Origin of the sequence: Burkholderia cepacia, from assembly GCF_001718835.1 — a bacterium.
Classification (GTDB): domain Bacteria; phylum Pseudomonadota; class Gammaproteobacteria; order Burkholderiales; family Burkholderiaceae; genus Burkholderia; species Burkholderia cepacia_F.
Genome location: NZ_CP013443.1, coordinates 787,828 through 806,452, shown reverse-complemented (window position 1 = coordinate 806,452; position 18,625 = coordinate 787,828). Strand labels below are relative to the sequence as shown.

General features: G+C 67.3%; 17 protein-coding genes. 11 read left to right on the top strand and 6 right to left on the bottom strand.

The features are described 5' to 3' along the window. Window positions 1–13 precede the first annotated feature (13 nt). Window positions 14–694: a DedA family protein gene (locus WT26_RS07065; RefSeq protein ID WP_069272455.1), complete on the bottom strand. Its 681-nt coding sequence runs from the start codon at window positions 692–694 to the stop codon at window positions 14–16. Between the two features lie 174 nt (window positions 695–868). Between WT26_RS07065 and mutL the strand changes: the two genes are divergently transcribed. Together mutL and miaA are read left to right on the top strand one after the other, a co-directional pair. Next, entirely contained in the window at window positions 869–2,842 is a 1,974-nt protein-coding gene (gene mutL / locus WT26_RS07060) for a DNA mismatch repair endonuclease MutL (RefSeq protein ID WP_069272454.1), read from the top strand. Further along, window positions 2,839–3,813 (top strand): tRNA (adenosine(37)-N6)-dimethylallyltransferase MiaA, encoded by a 975-nt coding sequence (gene miaA, locus WT26_RS07055; protein WP_069272453.1) that lies wholly within the window; start codon window positions 2,839–2,841, stop codon window positions 3,811–3,813. The genes mutL and miaA overlap by 4 nt, the downstream gene beginning before the upstream one ends. 33 nt (window positions 3,814–3,846) lie before the next feature. Here miaA and tetR read toward each other — a convergent pair whose 3' ends face one another. Beyond that, window positions 3,847–4,479, bottom strand: a complete 633-nt coding sequence (gene tetR, locus WT26_RS07050) for a tetracycline resistance transcriptional repressor TetR (protein ID WP_069272452.1) — start codon at window positions 4,477–4,479, stop codon at window positions 3,847–3,849. Window positions 4,480–4,542: 63 nt separating this feature from the next. Between tetR and tet(64) the strand changes: the two genes are divergently transcribed. Next, window positions 4,543–5,733, top strand: a complete 1,191-nt coding sequence (gene tet(64) / locus WT26_RS07045) for a tetracycline efflux MFS transporter Tet(64) (RefSeq protein WP_069272451.1) — start codon at window positions 4,543–4,545, stop codon at window positions 5,731–5,733. A gap of 95 nt (window positions 5,734–5,828) precedes the next feature. Here the strand turns inward: tet(64) and purM are convergent, their stop codons facing one another. After that, on the bottom strand, window positions 5,829–6,884 hold the full coding sequence (gene purM / locus WT26_RS07040; RefSeq protein ID WP_006484927.1) for a phosphoribosylformylglycinamidine cyclo-ligase: 1,056 nt from the start codon (window positions 6,882–6,884) through the stop codon (window positions 5,829–5,831). A gap of 253 nt (window positions 6,885–7,137) precedes the next feature. Between purM and hda the strand changes: the two genes are divergently transcribed. The 8 genes from hda (at window position 7,138) to WT26_RS37150 (ending at window position 13,193) form a co-directional block, all read left to right on the top strand. Next, window positions 7,138–7,872, top strand: a complete 735-nt coding sequence (gene hda, locus WT26_RS07035; protein WP_006484992.1) for a DnaA regulatory inactivator Hda — start codon at window positions 7,138–7,140, stop codon at window positions 7,870–7,872. Window positions 7,873–7,883: 11 nt separating this feature from the next. Beyond that, on the top strand, window positions 7,884–8,561 hold the full coding sequence (locus tag WT26_RS07030; RefSeq protein ID WP_021162206.1) for an HAD family hydrolase: 678 nt from the start codon (window positions 7,884–7,886) through the stop codon (window positions 8,559–8,561). Between the two features lie 5 nt (window positions 8,562–8,566). After that, a complete protein-coding gene (pcnB, locus tag WT26_RS07025) occupies window positions 8,567–10,105 on the top strand; it encodes a polynucleotide adenylyltransferase PcnB (RefSeq protein WP_069272450.1) in 1,539 nt (512 codons plus the stop codon). A gap of 35 nt (window positions 10,106–10,140) precedes the next feature. Further along, window positions 10,141–10,683: a 2-amino-4-hydroxy-6-hydroxymethyldihydropteridine diphosphokinase gene (gene folK / locus WT26_RS07020; protein WP_059529007.1), complete on the top strand. Its 543-nt coding sequence runs from the start codon at window positions 10,141–10,143 to the stop codon at window positions 10,681–10,683. Continuing rightward, entirely contained in the window at window positions 10,680–11,366 is a 687-nt protein-coding gene (locus WT26_RS07015) for a deoxynucleoside kinase (RefSeq protein ID WP_059529004.1), read from the top strand. The genes folK and WT26_RS07015 overlap by 4 nt, the downstream gene beginning before the upstream one ends. A gap of 45 nt (window positions 11,367–11,411) precedes the next feature. Then, window positions 11,412–12,227: a 3-methyl-2-oxobutanoate hydroxymethyltransferase gene (gene panB, locus WT26_RS07010; protein ID WP_069272449.1), complete on the top strand. Its 816-nt coding sequence runs from the start codon at window positions 11,412–11,414 to the stop codon at window positions 12,225–12,227. A gap of 220 nt (window positions 12,228–12,447) precedes the next feature. After that, window positions 12,448–12,747: a BPSL0067 family protein gene (locus tag WT26_RS35375; protein ID WP_080412841.1), complete on the top strand. Its 300-nt coding sequence runs from the start codon at window positions 12,448–12,450 to the stop codon at window positions 12,745–12,747. An 8-nt stretch (window positions 12,748–12,755) separates the two neighbouring features. Continuing rightward, window positions 12,756–13,193, top strand: coding sequence for an STY0301 family protein (locus WT26_RS37150; protein ID WP_155123071.1), 438 nt, complete (start codon window positions 12,756–12,758; stop codon window positions 13,191–13,193). A 7-nt stretch (window positions 13,194–13,200) separates the two neighbouring features. Here WT26_RS37150 and WT26_RS07000 read toward each other — a convergent pair whose 3' ends face one another. The 3 genes from WT26_RS07000 to dnaK form a co-directional block, all read right to left on the bottom strand. Then, window positions 13,201–15,129, bottom strand: a complete 1,929-nt coding sequence (locus WT26_RS07000) for a chorismate-binding protein (RefSeq protein ID WP_069272448.1) — start codon at window positions 15,127–15,129, stop codon at window positions 13,201–13,203. A gap of 22 nt (window positions 15,130–15,151) precedes the next feature. Further along, window positions 15,152–16,291: a molecular chaperone DnaJ gene (gene dnaJ / locus WT26_RS06995; protein WP_069272447.1), complete on the bottom strand. Its 1,140-nt coding sequence runs from the start codon at window positions 16,289–16,291 to the stop codon at window positions 15,152–15,154. A gap of 268 nt (window positions 16,292–16,559) precedes the next feature. After that, window positions 16,560–18,512, bottom strand: coding sequence for a molecular chaperone DnaK (gene dnaK / locus WT26_RS06990; protein ID WP_059528990.1), 1,953 nt, complete (start codon window positions 18,510–18,512; stop codon window positions 16,560–16,562). Window positions 18,513–18,625 lie beyond the last annotated feature (113 nt).

The window sequence follows — 18,625 nt, the reverse complement described above, 5'->3', positions numbered from 1 at the left end:
CGACCCGCGCAGGTCAGTGACCGCTGGTCTTGCCCGCGCCGCCCGAGCGGCCGCGCACCAGCTTCCACACCGCGCCGAGCGCGACCGGCACGATCGCCGCGCCGATCCCGACCAGCACGATCACGTTCAGGTACTGGCGGATGAACGGGATGTTGCCGAAGAAATACCCGAGCAGCACGAGCAGCAGCACCCACACCAGCGCGCCGATCACGTTGAAGAGCTGAAACCGCGCGACGCTCATCGACGAAGCGCCCGCGACGAACGGCGCGAACGTACGCACGACCGGGATGAAGCGGGCGAGCACGATCGTCTTGCCGCCGTGCTTGTCGTAGAACGTGTGGGTCTTCTGCAGCGCGGCGCGATCGAGGAAGCGCTCGAGCACCGGGATATGCGTATTGAACACCTTCGGGCCGACCCAGCGGCCGATCAGGTAGTTCACGGTGTTGCCGGCGATCGCCGCGACGAGCAGCAGCACGATCAGCGCGCCGACGTTCATTTCGCCCGTCGCCGCGAACGCGCCGCCGATGAACAGCAGCGAATCGCCCGGCAGGAACGGGAACACGACGAGCCCCGTCTCGCAGAACACGATCAGGAACAGCACGAGATAGACCCATGCGCCGTACTGCCGGATGAAATCGCCGAGGAAGGCGTCGATATGCAGGACAAGGTTGACGAAATGAAGCAGCGTATCCAAATGCGATTCCTTCAGGGCAAGCAGGCCGGTGACGGCACAAAGGGCGGAATCGCCCGCCGGCCAAGGGCGGCGCGCGAAACGGAGCCATGATACCGAAACTACCTTAAGGCTCCGTGAAAAAACGTAACGCTCCGCCGCCCCGGCACGCATCCGCCGCCTCGCTATAATTCGGCCATGTCCGAAATCACCGAAACGGCCGCGGGCGACACGCCCGCCCCTGCTCCGCGCCCGCTGCGCGCGATCCAGCCCCTGCCCGACCAGCTGATCAGCCAGATCGCCGCCGGCGAGGTCGTCGAACGCCCGGCGTCGGTCGTCAAGGAACTGCTCGAGAACGCGATGGACGCCGGCGCCACGACGCTGCGCATCGTGCTGGAAGAAGGCGGCGTCAAGCGCATCTCGATCACCGACGACGGCTGCGGGATTCCGCCCGACGAGCTGGCGCTCGCGCTGATGCGCCACGCGACCAGCAAGATCCGCTCGCTCGAGGAGCTCGAGGCGGTCGCCACGCTGGGTTTTCGCGGCGAAGCGCTCGCGTCGATCGCATCGGTGGCCGAGATGTCGATCACGAGCCGGACGGCCGATGCCGCGCATGCGATGAAGATCGACGCGCAGACGGGCGTGCTGTCGCCCGCCGCCGGTGCGACCGGCACGACGATCGAGGTGCGCGAGCTGTACTTCAACACGCCCGCGCGGCGCAAGTTCCTGAAGAGCGAGCAGACCGAGTTCGGCCACTGCCTGGAAATGATCCGCCGCGCGGCGCTCGCGCGGCCGGACGTCGCGATCTCGGTGCTGCACAACGGCAAGGCCGTCGAACACTGGAATGCGACCGAGCCCGCGCAGCGCGTCGCGAAGATCCTCGGCGACGGCTTCGCGACCGCGCACCTGCCGCTCGACGAACAGGCCGGCCCGCTCGCCGTCTACGGCTGCGCCGGGCTGCCGACCGCCAGCCGCGGGCGCGCCGACCAGCAGTATTTCTTCGTCAACGGCCGCTTCGTGCGCGACAAGCTGCTGACGCACGCGGTGCGCGCGGCCTATGAGGACGTGCTGCACGGCGACCGCTATCCGTCGTACGTGCTGTTCCTCGACCTGCCGCCGGAAGCCGTCGACGTGAACGTGCATCCGTCGAAGATCGAGGTACGCTTCCGCGATTCGCGCTCGATCCACCAGTACGTGTTCCATGCGGTGCAGCGCGCGCTCGCGCGCCACGCGGGCGCGTCGCCGGAAACCACGGCGGGCGGCCATGCCGCGCATATCGAACCGGCGCCGGGCCCCGCTTCGTTCCAGGGTACGCCGCTCGGCCAGGCCGCGAGCGTCGGCAGCCCCGCGCCCACGCCGTCTCAAGGCAGCACATGGCTGCGCCAGGCGCGGATGACGCAGGGCACGCTGCCCGTCGCGCAGCCGCTCGCGCTCTACGACGCGATGTTCGGCCGCAAGGATAGCGGTGCCGGCACGCCGGACGGCACCACGGCGGTCGCGCACGACGCAGCCGACGCAGCCGACGCGCCGGCCGCACCGCTGGCTGGATTCGCCGCCGCGCCGACGCTCGCCCACACCGCGCACGACGAGCAGCCGCTCGGCTTCGCGCTCGGCCAGATCCACGGCATTTACGTGCTCGCACAGAACGCGCACGGGCTCGTGATCGTCGACATGCATGCGGCACACGAGCGGATCCTGTACGAACAGTTCAAGAACGCGCTCGCCGATCGTACGGTCGCCGTGCAGGCGCTGCTGCTGCCGATCTCGATGACGGCCACGCCGGTCGAGATCGGCACGGTCGAGGAAGAGCGCGACACGCTCGAATCGCTCGGTTTCGACCTGGCGGTGCTGTCGCCGACGACGCTCGCGATCCGCGCGGTCCCGGCGCTGCTGAAGGACGCCGACCTGCAGTCGCTCGCGCGCGCGGTGCTCGCCGACCTGCACGCGTTCGGCGGCTCGCGCGTGCTTACCGAGCGCCAGCACGAACTGCTCGGCACGCTCGCCTGCCACCACGCGGTGCGCGCGAACCGGCGCCTGACGCTCGACGAGATGAACGCGCTGCTGCGGCAGATGGAGGCGACCGAACGCGCGGACCAGTGCAATCACGGCCGGCCGACGTGGTATCAGCTCACGCTGAACGATCTCGACCGCCTCTTCATGCGCGGCCAATGAGCGTGTCGCAGTCTCCCGCTCAAACGACGATCGCCTGCCTGCTCGGCCCCACCGCATCGGGCAAGACGGCCGCGGCGCTGGCGCTCGCCGCGCGCCGCCCGATCGAGATCGTCAGCGTCGATTCGGCGCTCGTCTACCGCGACATGGATATCGGCACCGCGAAGCCTTCGCGCGAAGAGCGCGCGAGCGTGCCGCACCATCTGATCGACATCATCGATCCGGCCGACGCGTATTCGGCCGCGAGTTTCCGCGCCGACACGCTGCGCCTGATCGGCGAGATCGCCGCGCGCGGCCGCACGCCGCTGCTCGCGGGCGGCACGATGCTTTACTACAAGGCACTGACGCAGGGGCTCAACGACCTGCCGTCCGCGGACCCGGCCGTGCGCGCGGAACTCGACGCGGATGCCGCGCGCGATGGCTGGCCCGCGCTGCACGCGCGGCTCGCGCAGGTCGACCCCGACACGGCCGCGCGGCTCGCGCCGAACGATTCGCAACGGATCCAGCGGGCGCTCGAAGTGTTCATGCTGAGCGGGCAGCCGATGTCGGTGCTGCTCGCCGCCCCGCGGCGCAGCGACGATGCGGCCGCCGCTTACCGCTTCGTGCCGGTCGCGCTCGAGCCGTCCGATCGCGCGGTACTGCACGCACGGATCGCACAGCGCTTCGATGCGATGCTCGACGCGGGCTTCATCGACGAAGTCGAGCGGCTGCGCCGTCGCGAGGATCTCCATCCCGACCTGCCGTCGATGCGCTGCGTCGGCTACCGGCAGGCATGGGAATTCCTCGACGGCGACACCGACTACCGGACGATGCGCGACAAGGGCATCTTCGCGACGCGCCAGCTCTGCAAGCGCCAGATCACCTGGCTGCGTGCGATGCCGGAGCGGATCGTCGTCGACTGCATCGCGCCGGACGCCACGGCCCGCGCGCTCGACGCGCTCGAACGCGTGCTCGACGGCCGCGCGCCGGACTGACGCCACCGCAGCGGCGCGCGGCCGCGCGCGTCGTCACCCGGCTCGTCGCGCGGCGAGTTGCGCACGCGCGCCGTCGACGATCAGCGCGACGCCGCGCTCGAACGCTTCGTCCGGGCTGCGTGCGTGCAGCGCGGCCCACCCTTGCGCGACGCGCGGATGCGTGGCCGGGTCCGGCGCATCCGCATCGGGCGCGCGCGCCGGCTCCGCCTGTTCCTCCAGCACCCATCCAACCACGAAGCGGCCGATCGCGAACATCAGGTCGATCGCCTGCTCCGGCGTGAAACCCGCGTCGCACAGCAGCGCCAGCTTGCATTCAATCCCGTCGAAATGCGCGCCGCGCGGCCGCGTACCGGCATGCAGGCGCGCGCCGTCGCGATAGGCCAGCAGCGCGTGGCGGAAACTGCGCGCGTTGTCGAGAAGCCACGCATCCCACGCCTCGCCCGGCCGCGGCAGCGACGCATCGTGCCGCTCGAGCATGATCGCCTCGGCCATCGCGTCGAGCAGTTCGGCCTTGTTCCGGAAATGCCAGTAAAGCGTCGGCGACTGCACGCCGAGCCGCTCGGCGAGCCGCCGCGTCGACAGCCCGTCGATGCCGACTTCATCGAGCAGGTCGAGCGCCGCGCGCAGTACCGTGTCGCGCGTCAATCGCGCCCCTGTGTCCTTCATCTCTATCACCGATAGGGAAAGCTGTGGAATAATCACCACTCTATCACCGATAGAGACACACTCTTGAATCCGTCCCTGATTGCCATTCTGGCCACGGTCCTGTTCGACGCGATCGGCGTCGGGATCGTGATGCCGATCCTCCCCGGGCTCCTGCGCTCGCTCTCCGGCGCGGGCGGCGCCGACACGCACTACGGCATCCTGCTCGCGCTGTACGCGTTCGCGCAGTTCCTGTGCGCGCCGCTGCTCGGCGCGCTGAGCGACCGCTTCGGCCGCCGGCCGGTCCTGCTCGTGTCGCTCGCGGGCGCCGCGCTCGACTACCTGCTGATGGCGCTCGCGCCGACGCTCGCCTGGCTTTACGTCGGGCGGCTGATCGCGGGCATCACCGGCGCGAACGTCGCGGTCGCGACGGCGTACGTGACCGACGTCACGGCCGAACCCGACCGCGCGCGCCGTTTCGGTCAATTGGGCGCCGCGATGGGCATCGGCTTCATCGCGGGCCCGTTGATCGGCGGCCTGCTCGGCGCGCTGCAGGTGCGCGCGCCGTTCGTCGCGGCCGCCGTGCTCAACGCGCTCAATCTCGTGCTCGTCTGGCGCGCGCTGCCGGAATCGCGGCCGGCGGCCGCGCGCGCCGGCGCCGCCACGGTGAACCTCAACGCGTTCGCGAGCCTGCGGCGGCTGCGCGGCGGCCCGGCGCTCGTGCCGCTGATCGGCATTTACGTGATCGTGGCGCTGGTGTCGCAGGCGCCCGCCACGCTGTGGATCCTGTACGGCCAGGAACATTTCGGGTGGTCGACACCGATCGCGGGGCTGTCGCTGGCGGGCTACGGTGCCTGTCACGCACTCGCGCAGGCTTTCGCGATCGGGCCGCTGATCGCGCGGCTCGGCGAGCGTCGCGCGCTCGCACTGGGCCTCGCAGGCGACGCGCTCGGGCTCGTGGCGATTGCGTTCGCGACCGCCGCGTGGGTGCCGTTCGCGCTGCTGCCGCTGTTCGCGGCGGGCGGCATGACGCTGCCGGCGCTGCAGGCGATGCTCGCGCGGCAGGTCGACGATGCGCGCCAGGGTGAACTGCAAGGCGCGCTCGCGAGCGTGGCGAGCCTGATCGGCGTCGCGGGGCCGCTGGTCGTCACCGCGACCTATGCGGCGACTCGCGCGACGTGGCCGGGGCTCGTCTGGGCCTCGGCCGCATTGCTCTACCTGCTGGTGCCGCCGCTGCTGGCCCACGCGCGGCCGGCGCGAGAAAGTCCGGCCGCATAAGCGGAATCCGGCCGCCCGCGCGACGCGCGGCGAAAAAAAAGCCGCCCGGATCGACTCCGGGCGGCTTCCTGTGACTTTGCGCGTCGGGCGGCGCGTCAGACCACGACCGTCTGCGCCTCGCCTTCGCGGGTCGCACGCACGGTGCCGATCTTCCACACCTGTTCGCCGGCGGCGGTCAGGTCGGCGATCGCTGCGTCGGCATCGGCCGCCGAGACGATCACGGCCATGCCGATCCCGCAGTTGAACACGCGGTGCATTTCCGCGTCGGCGACGCCGCCGTGCTCCTGCAGCCACTTGAACAGCGGCGGCAGCGGCCACGCGTTCTGGTCGAGCTCCGCGGTGAGGCCTTCGCGCAGCACGCGCGGGATGTTCTCGACGAGGCCGCCACCCGTGATGTGCGCCATGCCCTTCACCGACAGCTTCTGCATCAGCGCGAGCAGCGGCTTCACGTAGATGCGCGTGGGGGCCATCAGCGCGTCGGCGAGCGAGCGGCCGTGGAAATCGGCCGACAGGTCGGGGTTCGCGCGCTCGATGATCTTGCGCACGAGCGAGAAGCCGTTCGAGTGGATGCCGCTCGAAGCGAGGCCCAGCACCACGTCGCCCTCAGCGATCGTGCTGCCGTCGATGATCTTGCTCTTCTCGACCGCGCCGACCGCGAAGCCGGCCAGGTCGTATTCGCCGTCCGGGTACATGCCCGGCATTTCGGCCGTTTCACCGCCGATCAGCGCGCAGCCGGACAGTTCGCAACCCTGCGCGATGCCCTTGACGACCGTGGCCGCGGTATCGACGTCGAGCTTGCCGCACGCGAAGTAGTCGAGGAAGAACAGCGGCTCGGCGCCCTGCACGAGGATGTCGTTCACGCTCATCGCGACGAGATCCTGGCCGACGGTGTCGTGTTTGTTCAGATGAAACGCCAGCTTGAGCTTGGTGCCCACGCCGTCGGTGCCCGACACGAGCACGGGCTCCTTGTACTTCTTCGGTACTTCGAACAGCGCGCCGAACCCGCCGATGCCGCCGAGCACGCCGTCGCGCAGGGTTTTCTTCGCAAAAGGCTTGATCTTGTCGATGAGCGCGTCGCCCGCGTCGATGTCGACGCCTGCGTCGCGATAGGACAGACCCTGGGCGTCAGGAGCGGATTTCGGAGGATTCATGGGGGAATGCGAGAAGGTCGGTAAAATGCGATTTTACCCGAAGCCGGCCCGTTGGCCGGAATTCCCAGCACCGAATCGTCAGGGATTGCATCTTGGTCAACACGTCCCCGTTTTCATCGCCGAGTGAACCGCGCCGAAACCGGCGCGGCGCCGTGCGTGCGGACGCGCGTGAAGCCCGCGAAGGCGCAGTTCCCGGCGCGTGCCCGGCGTACGGCACGCGTATTTTCAACCGACCCGCATTGTGACTGTTGTTGTGTCCCGTCAACTGACGCTCGATCTCGGCACGCCGCCGCCCGCCACGTTCGACAACTTCATCATGAACGAGGAGAACGACGAGCTCATCTCGCGCCTGCAGAAGCTCGACCTCGCGCTCGCGGCGGGCCCCGTGCCGGACCGGTCGTTCTATATCTGGGGCGAGCCCGGATGCGGCCGCACCCATCTGCTGCAGGCGCTCGTGAGCGACGCCTCGTACGGCTATGCGCGTTATCTCACGCCGCAAAGCCCGCTCGGCGCGTTCACGTTCGACCCGCGCATCGGCATCTACGCGATCGACGACTGCGACCGGATGAGCGACACGCAGCAGGTCGCGCTGTTCAACCTGTTCAACGAAGTGCGCGCGCACCCGTCGAGCGCGTTCGTCGCGGCGGGCCCGGCGGCGCCGCTCGCGCTCGACGTGCGCGAGGATCTCCGCACGCGCCTCGGCTGGGGGCTCGTGTTCCACCTGTCGCCGCCGTCCGATGCCGGCAAGATCGCCGTGCTCAAGCTCGCGGCGAAGGAGCGCGGGATCGCGCTTACCGACGACATCGCCGCCTACCTGCTGACCCATTTCCGCCGCGACATGCCGAGCCTGATGGCGCTGCTCGACGCGCTCGACCGCTTCTCGCTCGAGCAAAAACGCGCCGTCACGCTGCCGTTGCTGCGCCGCATGCTGGCGCGTCCCGGCGACGACATCACCCCACCGGGCACGGGCCCGAACCGCTTCGAGTAAAATGCGCTTCCATGACTAATCTGGCACTCTTTGACCTCGATCACACGCTGATCCCGACCGATAGCGACCACGAATGGGGCCGCTTCATGGTGAAGCTCGGCATCGTCGACGCGGAAAGCTTCTCGCGTCAGAACGACCAGTTCTTCGCCGACTACAAGGCCGGCAAGCTCGACATCCACGCGTACCTCACGGCGATGCTCACGCCGCTCGCGAAGTATTCGCGCGCGCAGCTCGCGCAATGGCACGAGCAGTACATGCACGAGGTGATCCGGCCCGCAATGACGCCCGCCGCGCTCGAACTCGTGCGCAAGCATCTCGATGCGGGCGACCTGTGCTGCGTCGTGACGGCGACCAACGAATTCATCACGCGCCCGATCGCCACCGCGTTCGGCGTCGACACGCTGATCGCCTGCGAGGTCGAGACGACCGACGGGCATCCCGATTCGCCGTACACGGGCCGGCCGACCGGCACGCCGAGCTATCGCGAAGGCAAGATCGTGCGGACCGAAGCGTGGCTCGCGTCGCTCGGCAAGCAATGGAGCGACTTCACGCACACCTACTTCTACAGCGACTCGCACAACGACATCCCGTTGCTCGAGAAAGTCACCGACCCGATCGCGACCAACCCTGACGACACGCTGCGTGCGCATGCAAGCAACCGCGGCTGGCGCATCCTCGATCTCTTCTGAACGTCGTGATCAAAAAATTCATCCGCAAGCTGCTCGGCCAGGACGAAACCGAGCAAACCTCTCCCGCAGCGGCCCCGGCCGACCAAGCGGCCCCTGCTAGCCCGCGTGCCCCGAAAGGCGCCCGCGGCGGCACGAAAAAGCCGCGCAGCAACCATGAGCCGACCGTCGTGCCGGCCAGCGTGCACGGCATCAACCCGGCACTGATCTCGAAGAATGCCGTGCGCGTGACCGACACGCTGCAGCAGGCGGGCTTCCGCGCCTTCATCGTCGGCGGCGCGGTACGCGACCTGCTGCTCGGCATCGCGCCGAAGGACTTCGACGTGGCGACCGATGCGACGCCCACCGAAGTTCAGCGCCTGTTCCGCCGCGCGCGCCTGATCGGCCGCCGCTTCCAGATCGTCCACGTGCAGTTCGGCCAGGAGCTGATCGAGGTGTCGACGTTCCGCGCACTGGTCGATGCGCCGCCCGAGGCGGAGGCGGCCGCTGCCGAGCCGCCGAAGCGCCTGAAGCGCGACGAACTCGATCGCCGCACCCATGCGGTCGACGCGAGCGGCCGCGTGCTGCGCGACAACGTGTGGGGCGAGCAGCACGAAGACGCCGCACGCCGCGACTTCACGATCAACGCGATGTACTACGACCCGTCGACGCAGACGGTGCTCGACTACCACGACGGGATGGCCGACGTGCGCGCCCGCCTGTTGCGGATGATCGGCGATCCGGCCACGCGCTTCCGCGAGGATCCGGTGCGGATGCTGCGCGTCGTGCGCTTCGCGGCGAAGCTCGGTTTCGAGATCGAGCCGCACACGCGCGAGCCGATCAACGCGCTCGCCGACCTGATCAACAACGTGCCGGCCGCGCGCCTGTTCGACGAAATGCTGAAGCTGCTGCTGTCGGGCCACGCGCTCGCGTGCCTGAAGCAGCTGCGCAAGGAGGGCCTGCACCACGGGCTGCTGCCGCTGCTCGACGTCGTGCTCGAACAGCCGCAGGGCGAGAAGTTCATCACGCTCGCGCTGAACAACACCGATGCACGCGTGCGCGCCGGCAAGCCGGTTTCCCCGGGCTTCCTGTTCGCGACGCTCCTGTGGCACGACATGCGCCAGCGCTTCGAGCAATACACGGCCGAAGGCGAAATCCCGGTGCCGGCGCTCCATCGCGCGATGGACGACGTGCTCGACATGCAGACCGAGAAACTCGCGATCCACAAGCGCTACTCGGCCGACATGCGCGAGATCTGGGGCCTGCAGCTGCGCCTCGAGAAACGCTCGGGCCGCAGCGCGATGAGGCTGCTGGAACACCAAAGGTTTAGAGCGGGGTATGATTTCCTCCTGTTACGCTGCGAATCCGGCGAACTCGATGCGGAAGTCGGACAGTGGTGGACGGATTTCATCGAAGGCGACGCGGCCGCTCGCGAGGCATTGCTCACGCAGGGCGGCACGAAGGAAAAATCGCCCCGCAAGCGGCGCCGCCGCGGCGGCGCGAAGAACCGCAAGGGCACCGAAGGCGCGGAGCAGGCGTCGGACGGCCCGGCCGGTTCCGACGACTGACGCGCACGACGGCGAACGACGTAGGAAGTGATGCCATGACGGTTGCATATATCGGACTGGGGGCGAATCTCGGCGATGCGCGCCAGACCCTGAAGGACGCGGTGGTGTGCCTCGCGCAGCAGCGCACCATCTCGATCCTCGGCAAGTCGAGCCTGTATCGCACGGCGCCCTTCGAAGCGGGCGGCGACGACTACTACAACTGCGTCGTCAAGCTCGACACGACGCTGTCGGCGCGCGAGCTGCTCGCGCTCTGCCAGAAGATCGAACACCACTTCGGCCGCGAGCGCCCGTATCGCAACGCACCGCGCACGCTCGACCTCGACATCCTGCTGTTCGGCGCCGACTCGATCGACGAACCCGACCTGATCGTCCCGCACCCGCGCCTCACCGACCGCGCGTTCGCGCTCGTGCCGCTCGTGGAGATCGAGCCGGCACTCGACATTCCCGCGCGCGGCCGTGCCGATGCCTTCCTCGCCGCCGTCGCGGATCAGCGCGTCGAGAAGGTACAGACCTGCCAGTGCCTGATGCAGAAGGCGCTCGCCGCCAGCGAAGGCGCCGACAAGAACCGCTGCCGATGACCCCGACACCCCTCACCGTCACTGCGCCCGACCTGCGCGCCCCGCACCGCTATCTCGTGATCGAAGGCCCGATCGGCGTCGGCAAGACGACGCTCGCGCGCCTGCTCGCCGAACGCTGGTCGATGCAGACGCTGCTCGAGCGCCCGCAGGACAACCCGTTCCTCGAACGCTTCTATCGCGATACCGCGCGCTACGCGCTGCCCGTGCAGCTGTCGTTCGCGCTGCAGCGTGCGCAGCAGGCCCGCGAGCTGATCGGTGCGCTCGAAACGGGCCGCCCGGTCGTCGCCGATTTCATGCCGCAGAAGAACGACATCTTCGCGCGGCTGAACCTGCCGGAAGACGAGTGGCAGCTCTACCGTTCGGTCGCGACGCACGTGGACGTGCCGCAGGCGCCGTCGCCCGACCTCGTCGTCTACCTGCAGGCGAGCCCCGAAGTGCTGTTCTCGCGCATCCAGAAGCGCGGGCTGCCGATGGAGCTGCAGATCAGCGACGCGTACCTGCGCTCGCTCGTCGACGCGTACAACGAATTCTTCTACCACTACGACCGCACGCCGGTGCTGACGGTCGCCGCGGAACACCTGAACCCGCAGGATTCCCCCGAAGATCTCGCCCTGCTGGTCGAGCGCATCGAGACGATGCGCGGCCGCAAGGAATTCTTCGTCAAGGGCGAGACGACGCGCTGACGCGTCCTCGCCTGTCGTTCCTCACCCATCCGAACCGGATTTCCCATGACCTATCTCCAGGAATCGAGCCGGCCTGCCGTCACGGTGCCCAAGCTGCAGGCAATGCGTGTCGCCGGCGAGAAGATCGCGATGCTCACCTGCTACGACGCGAGTTTTGCCGCTCTGCTCGACCGTTCGGGCGTCGACGTGCTGCTGATCGGCGATTCGCTCGGCAACGTGCTGCAGGGCCACACGACCACGCTGCCCGTCTCGCTCGACGACATCGCGTATCACACCGCCTGTGTCGCCCGCGCGCAGCCGCGCGCGCTGGTCGTCGCCGATCTGCCGTTCGGCACGTACGGTACGCCGGCCGAGGCGTTCGCGAGTGCGGTCAAGCTGATGCGTGCCGGCGCGCAGATGGTCAAGCTCGAAGGCGGCGAATGGCTCGCCGAGACGATCCGCTTCCTCGTCGAGCGCGCGGTGCCCGTATGCGCGCACGTGGGCCTCACGCCGCAATCGGTGCACGCGTTCGGCGGCTTCAAGGTGCAAGGCAAGACCGAAGCCGGTGCCGCCCAGTTGCTGCGCGACGCGCGCGCAATCGAGGATGCGGGCGCGCAGCTCGTCGTGCTCGAAGCCGTGCCGACGCTGGTCGCCTCCGAAGTCACGCACATGCTCAAGATTCCGACGATCGGCATCGGCGCGGGCGTCGACTGCTCGGGCCAGGTGCTCGTGCTGCACGACATGCTCGGCGTGTTCCCCGGCAAGCGGCCGCGCTTCGTGAAGGACTTCATGCAGGGTCAGCCGAACATCCAGGCGGCCGTCGAAGCGTATGTGCGCGCGGTGAAGGATCGATCGTTTCCGGGCCCGGAACACTCGTTCTGATTCCCGGACGAAGGGGGCGGCTCGATGCGAAGGCAAGCGTCGCCGCCTGCTCGACAACGCCCGTCGTTCGATTTGACCGCGCTGCATTTTCAAACACGTCCTATATCCGTGTGCCTTCGTTGCTGCGACCATCAAGCCTTCGTCAATCGAAGGAGATGTAAAAGGTGGCTCACGTGTATGAAAAGGCGACTGAACTCGTCGGGCAAAAACTGGCGTTAAGATTTATACGTCCGTCGGCCCCACCACCGTCTGGCGCCCGGAAAAAAAAGCACGTGGCGACATGAATATCCGCGTCGGAACCGTCATTGCAACGTTCGAGAACGGTCGCTACCCAAGCCGCTCACATGGAAATCATGCGGCGTTCTATCTGGGCCAGGATGCGTGCGGCATCCATGTCGTTGAACAATGGCGCTCACTCGGCGTCATCCAGAGAAGGTGCATTCCGTTCAAAGGCACGGACAAAAATGGCCGTTACATCGATCCAAGCAATAACGCCGATGCATTTTCGGTCGTGAAATGAGGATGCGCATGCGCCCGGCACCGTATCGACTCCTCGCCATCGCCCCATTCGCATACAGTTCGCTCGTCGCATTACCCGCGTCAGCTGCAACAGCAGAGTGCCCTGCACGCATTGCCGTTACCCAGCAACTCGATGGCCAACCGCCCGATGGCTGGAAAAACTTCGACACGCAAGATACTTATCCGCTTGCCACCGTCAGATTCTGGTCAGGACCGCCGGACCGGATGACATCGCTGCTGCCGAACCGCTCGCGTTCCGAGTCCAAAAGCGATATTTACATCTGGTCGCTCGCCGAAAACAGTGAAGACTATTGGGTTTCGTGCGACTACGGCAATACGAGCGTCGTGATCGCACGGCCGCTGGGCAAACAGGCACAGACCTGCGTCGCGCGCTACAGACGTGGGCACGCCATCGTACAAAGCTGGCAATGTACGCCGCAGAAGTAGTCCGCGTTCAGGCCGGTGCGCAGCCGTGAAGCAAGCGCGCTGCCATCGGCCCGCGCAACGCATTGCAGATCATCAACTCATCCGCGTTCAGCACATCGTCGAGCGTCAGCACACGCTCTTTGGCGCCTACTGCCGGATCGTCGAGCAACACGCCACGCATCACGCCCGGCAGCACGCCGCACGACAATGGTGGCGTCACCCATCGACCGTCGAGCTTCACGAACACATTCGAGCGCCCGCCTTCCGTCACCTCGCCGCGTTCGTTGACGAACAGCATGTCGAAACCGCCCAGCGCCTCGGCCGCCTGCCATGCGCGATCGTATTCGGCGCGGCGCGTGGTCTTGTGCAGCAGCAGCGCATCGCTCGCGCGGGTCTGCGCGAAGCCGTGCGCGGATGCCAGCAACACGCCGACCGGCCCCGCCGGCAGCGGCTTGAGCGGCGCCGCGATGATCTCGATGGCGCCATCCTTCGCGAGCGAAAGCTTCATCCGGTAGGCCCCGTCGCCATCGAGCGCCGCGCAGTGCGTATCGATCGCGCCGCGCAACGCATCGGCGTCGAAGCGGAAGCCGAACGCATCCGCGCTACGCTGCAGCCGCGCGAGATGACGATCGAGGTGCCGGATGCCGTCCGCACGCGTGGCAGCGGTCGTTTCGAACAGCTGGAAGCCGGGATCGGCGTCCGTCAGGAATCGTGCTTTCAATTCGCACTCCGCATATTCGTCGGCCGCGACACTGTCGAGCACGATGCCCGCGCCGACCCCCATCGTGCCACGACGCCGGCCGGCTGCCGCGGTGGCGGTGCCCTTGCCGTCCGTGTCGTTGCCGACGCCGTCCGGATCGAGCGTCAGCGTCCGGATCGCGACCGACAGGCAAAAATCGCCACAGCCAGCCGCCGCGCCGTGCAACGCCTCGCCCGCGTCTTCCTTCGGCGCGTCGAGCCAGCCGATCGCGCCCGTATAGAGGCCGCGCGGTGTCGACTCGATCGCATCGATCAACTGCATCGTCTTGTACTTCGGCGCGCCCGTGATCGATCCGCACGGAAACAGCGCACGCAGCATCTGCGCGAACGTCGTCCCTTCGCGCCAGCCGGCCTCGACCGTCGACGTCATCTGCCACACCGACGCATACGGCTCGACGGAGAACAACGCCGGCACGCGAACCGTCCCGGTGCGGGCGATCCGCGATACGTCGTTGCGCAGCAGGTCGACGATCATCACGTTTTCCGCGCGGTTCTTCGGATCGTTCGCGAGGAACGCGGCCGCCGCCGCATCGTCGCGAGGATCGGCCGAACGGGGCGCGGTGCCCTTCATCGGCCGCGCGCGCAGCACGTCGCCGTGCTTCTCGACGAACAGCTCGGGCGAACACGACACGACCCACGCACCGTCGGGCAACGCGACCAGCGCGCCGTAGCGCACCGGCTGGCGCGCACGCAGCCGCCGGTACAGCGCGAGCGGCGTGCCGAACACGTCGAAGTTCAGCCGGTACGTGTAGTTGACCTGGTACGAATCGCCCGCGCGCAGCGCGTCGTGCACCGCGGCGATCGCCGCATCGAACGCATCGCGCGACACGCTCTTCGCGACATGCGCAACGCCCGCGATCGACGGCGCGTCGCTGCCGCCGTCCTGCTGCGCGAGCCACGCGTCGACTTCGTCGCGCGACAGGCGTTCGCAGCGCGCATACAGCAAAAAGCGCAGCGGGGCATGGCCCGGCTGCGCCCGTTGCAGGTTGCGACCGAATTCGTAATCGCCGACGACGACCGCATGCAGCCCGTCGCGCAGGTCCTGCGCGACCGCCGCATCGACTGCGTCGAGCCGCGCCGGATCCGTGCACACGCGTTCGCGCACGAATCCCGAATACAAACGACTCGACCGCGCGGACGCGGTCGAGTCGCAATCGTCCAAGAGCGCGAACGACGCGCTCTCGTTGCCTTCAGTCATGCCGTTACTCGAGTTACTCGAGTTACTCGAAGAAGCTCTTCACACGATCGAACCAGCTCTTGCTCTGCGGGCTGTGACGCGCGCCGCCCTCGGCCAGCGACTTCTCGAACTGCTTGAGCAGGTCGCGCTGGTTGTCGGTCAGCTTCACGGGCGTCTCGACCTGCACGTGCACGTACAGATCGCCCGCGATGCTCGAACGCAGCCCCTTGATGCCCTTGCCGCGCAGCCGGAACGTCTTGCCCGACTGCGTGCCTTCCGGCACCGGGAACGATGCACGGCCGGCCAGCGTCGGCACCTCGATCTCGCCGCCGAGCGCGGCGGTCGTGAACGGGATCGGCATCTGGCAGTGGAGATCGTCGCCGTCGCGCTCGAACACCGAGTGCGGCTTGATGTGGATCTCGACGTACAGGTCGCCCGGCGGCCCGCCGTTGATGCCCGGCTCGCCGTTGCCGGCCGAGCGGATGCGCATCCCGTCGTCGATCCCGGCCGGGATCTTCACTTCGAGCGTCTTGGTTTCCTTCACCTTGCCCGACCCGTGGCAATGCGCGCACGGCTCGGGGATGTAGGTGCCCGTGCCGTGGCACTTCGGGCAGGTCTGCTGGATGCTGAAGAAGCCCTGCGACATGCGTACCGTGCCCTGGCCGTGACAGGTCGGGCAGGTTTCCGGCTTCGTGCCGGGCTTCGCACCCGACCCGTGGCAGACCTCGCACGACACCCAGCTCGGCACGCGGATCTGCGTGTCGTAGCCGTGTGCGGCCTGCTCGAGCGTGATTTCCATGCTGTAGCGCAGGTCGGCACCGCGATACACCTGCGGGCCGCCACGGCCGCCGCGCGCCGCGGCGCCGCCCGCGGCCTGGCCGAAGATGTCGCCGAAGATGTCGCCGAACGCATCCGCGAAGCCGCCGAAGCCCTGTGCGCCCGCACCGCCCATGTTCGGATCGACGCCCGCATGGCCGTACTGGTCGTACGCGGCCCGCTTCTGGCTGTCCGAGAGCATTTCGTAGGCTTCCTTCACCTCCTTGAAATGCTCTTCCGCATCCTTGCTGTCCGGATTGCGGTCAGGGTGATACTTCATCGCAAGCTTGCGATATGCCTTCTTGATTTCGTCGTCGCTCGCATTCTTCGCGACGCCCAGAACCTCGTAGTAATCCCGTTTCGCCATATCGATTCACTGTGCCGCCACGCATCGCGCACGCGGCGGCTCCTTTCGCCCGCAGTAAAGTCTCTCGACTCGTCTGGCGCTGCGCCCGTCCGCGGACGGCTCGCGCAGCACCCGCCAAAAAACAAATGTGCCCGGAGGGCCGCAAAGCCCGCCAGGCGTGGAGTCGATCCGGCCATCCGGAAGGAAAGACAGACCGCTTGCCAGCCAGCCCGTCAGCCGCGCCGCGCGCGTGTTGCGCGCGCGGCGTGCGGCACCGGGGCAACCCGGCTTAGTCCTTCTTCACTTCCTTGAACTCGGCGTCGACGACATCGTCGGCAGCCTGTTGCGTGCCGCCCGCGTGGGCCGCGCCTTCCGCTGCACCCGCTGCGCCGGCCGCACCCGCTTGCTGGGCCTGCATGTCGGCGTACATCTTTTCGCCGAGCTTCTGCGAAACCTTGCCGAGTTCCTCGACCTTCGCGTCGATCGCCGCCTTGTCGGCCGACGTGTCCTTCAGCACTTCCTCGAGCGACTTCAGCGACGCTTCGATCGCTTCCTTCTCGCCCGCGTCCAGCTTGTCGCCGTACTCGGTCAGCGCCTTCTTCGTGCTGTGGACCAGCGCGTCGCCCTGGTTGCGCGAATCGGCCAGCTCGCGCAGCTTGTGATCTTCCGCTGCGTTCGCTTCCGCGTCCTTGATCATCTGGTCGATTTCAGCCTCGGACAGACCCGAGTTCGCCTTGATCGTGATCTTGTTTTCCTTGCCGGTCGCCTTGTCCTTCGCGCCGACGTGCAGAATGCCGTTCGCGTCGATGTCGAAGGTCACTTCGATCTGCGGCACGCCACGCGGTGCGGGCGGGATGCCTTCGAGGTTGAACTCGCCGAGCAGCTTGTTGCCGGCTGCCATTTCGCGTTCGCCCTGGAACACCTTGATCGTCACGGCGCCCTGGTTGTCGTCCGCCGTCGAATACACTTGCGCGTGCTTCGTCGGGATCGTCGTGTTCTTGCTGATCATCTTCGTCATCACGCCGCCGAGCGTCTCGATACCGAGCGACAGCGGGGTCACGTCGAGCAGCAGCACGTCCTTGCGGTCGCCCGACAGGACCTGGCCCTGGATCGCCGCGCCAACCGCGACGGCTTCGTCCGGGTTCACGTCACGACGCGGATCCTTGCCGAAGAACTCCTTCACCTTCTCCATGACCTTCGGCATGCGCGTCTGGCCGCCGACCAGGATCACGTCGTCGATGTCCGACACCTTGACGCCTGCGTCCTTGATCGCGATGCGGCACGGTTCGATCGTGCGCTCGACGAGGTCTTCCACCAGCGCTTCCAGCTTCGCGCGGGTGATCTTCAGGTTCAAGTGCTTCGGGCCCGACGCGTCCGCCGTGATGTACGGCAGGTTGATTTCGGTCTGCTGGCTCGACGACAGCTCGATCTTCGCCTTTTCAGCGGCTTCCTTCAGGCGCTGCAGCGCGAGCACGTCCTTCGACAGGTCGACGCCCTGCTCCTTCTTGAACTCGCCGATGATGTAATCGATGATGCGCTGGTCGAAGTCTTCGCCGCCGAGGAACGTGTCGCCGTTGGTCGACAGCACTTCGAACTGCATTTCGCCGTCGACGTCCGCGATCTCGATGATCGACACGTCGAACGTACCGCCGCCGAGGTCATACACGGCGATCTTGCGGTCGCCCTTCTCGGCCTTGTCGAGGCCGAACGCGAGCGCGGCTGCGGTCGGCTCGTTGATGATCCGCTTGACTTCGAGGCCCGCGATGCGGCCGGCATCCTTGGTTGCCTGGCGCTGGCTGTCGTTGAAGTACGCCGGCACCGTGATCACGGCTTCCGTGACCGGCTCGCCGAGGTAGTCTTCGGCCGTCTTCTTCATCTTGCGCAGCACTTCCGCCGAAACCTGCGGCGGCGCGAGCTTCTCGCCGTGCGCTTCGACCCATGCATCGCCGTTGTCGGCCTTGATGATGCTGTAAGGCATCAGGCCGATGTCCTTCTGGACTTCCTTCTCTTCGAAGCGGCGGCCGATCAGGCGCTTCACTGCGAACAGCGTGTTCTTCGGGTTGGTCACCGATTGACGCTTGGCCGGCGCGCCGACGAGCACCTCGTTGTCGTCCATGTAGGCGATGATCGACGGCGTGGTGCGCGTGCCTTCCGAGTTCTCGATGACCTTGACCTGGTTGCCTTCCATGATGGCGACGCACGAGTTCGTGGTGCCGAGGTCAATACCGATGATCTTTCCCATTTTTCCTAATCTCCAGAAATGCTTGTTTGCTGCGCAAAACCCCGCGTTTTGGGGCGGTTTCGCGCGCCAGAATTCAACTCTGTTCCCGAAATGCGTCCGGCCGGCCCGTTTTC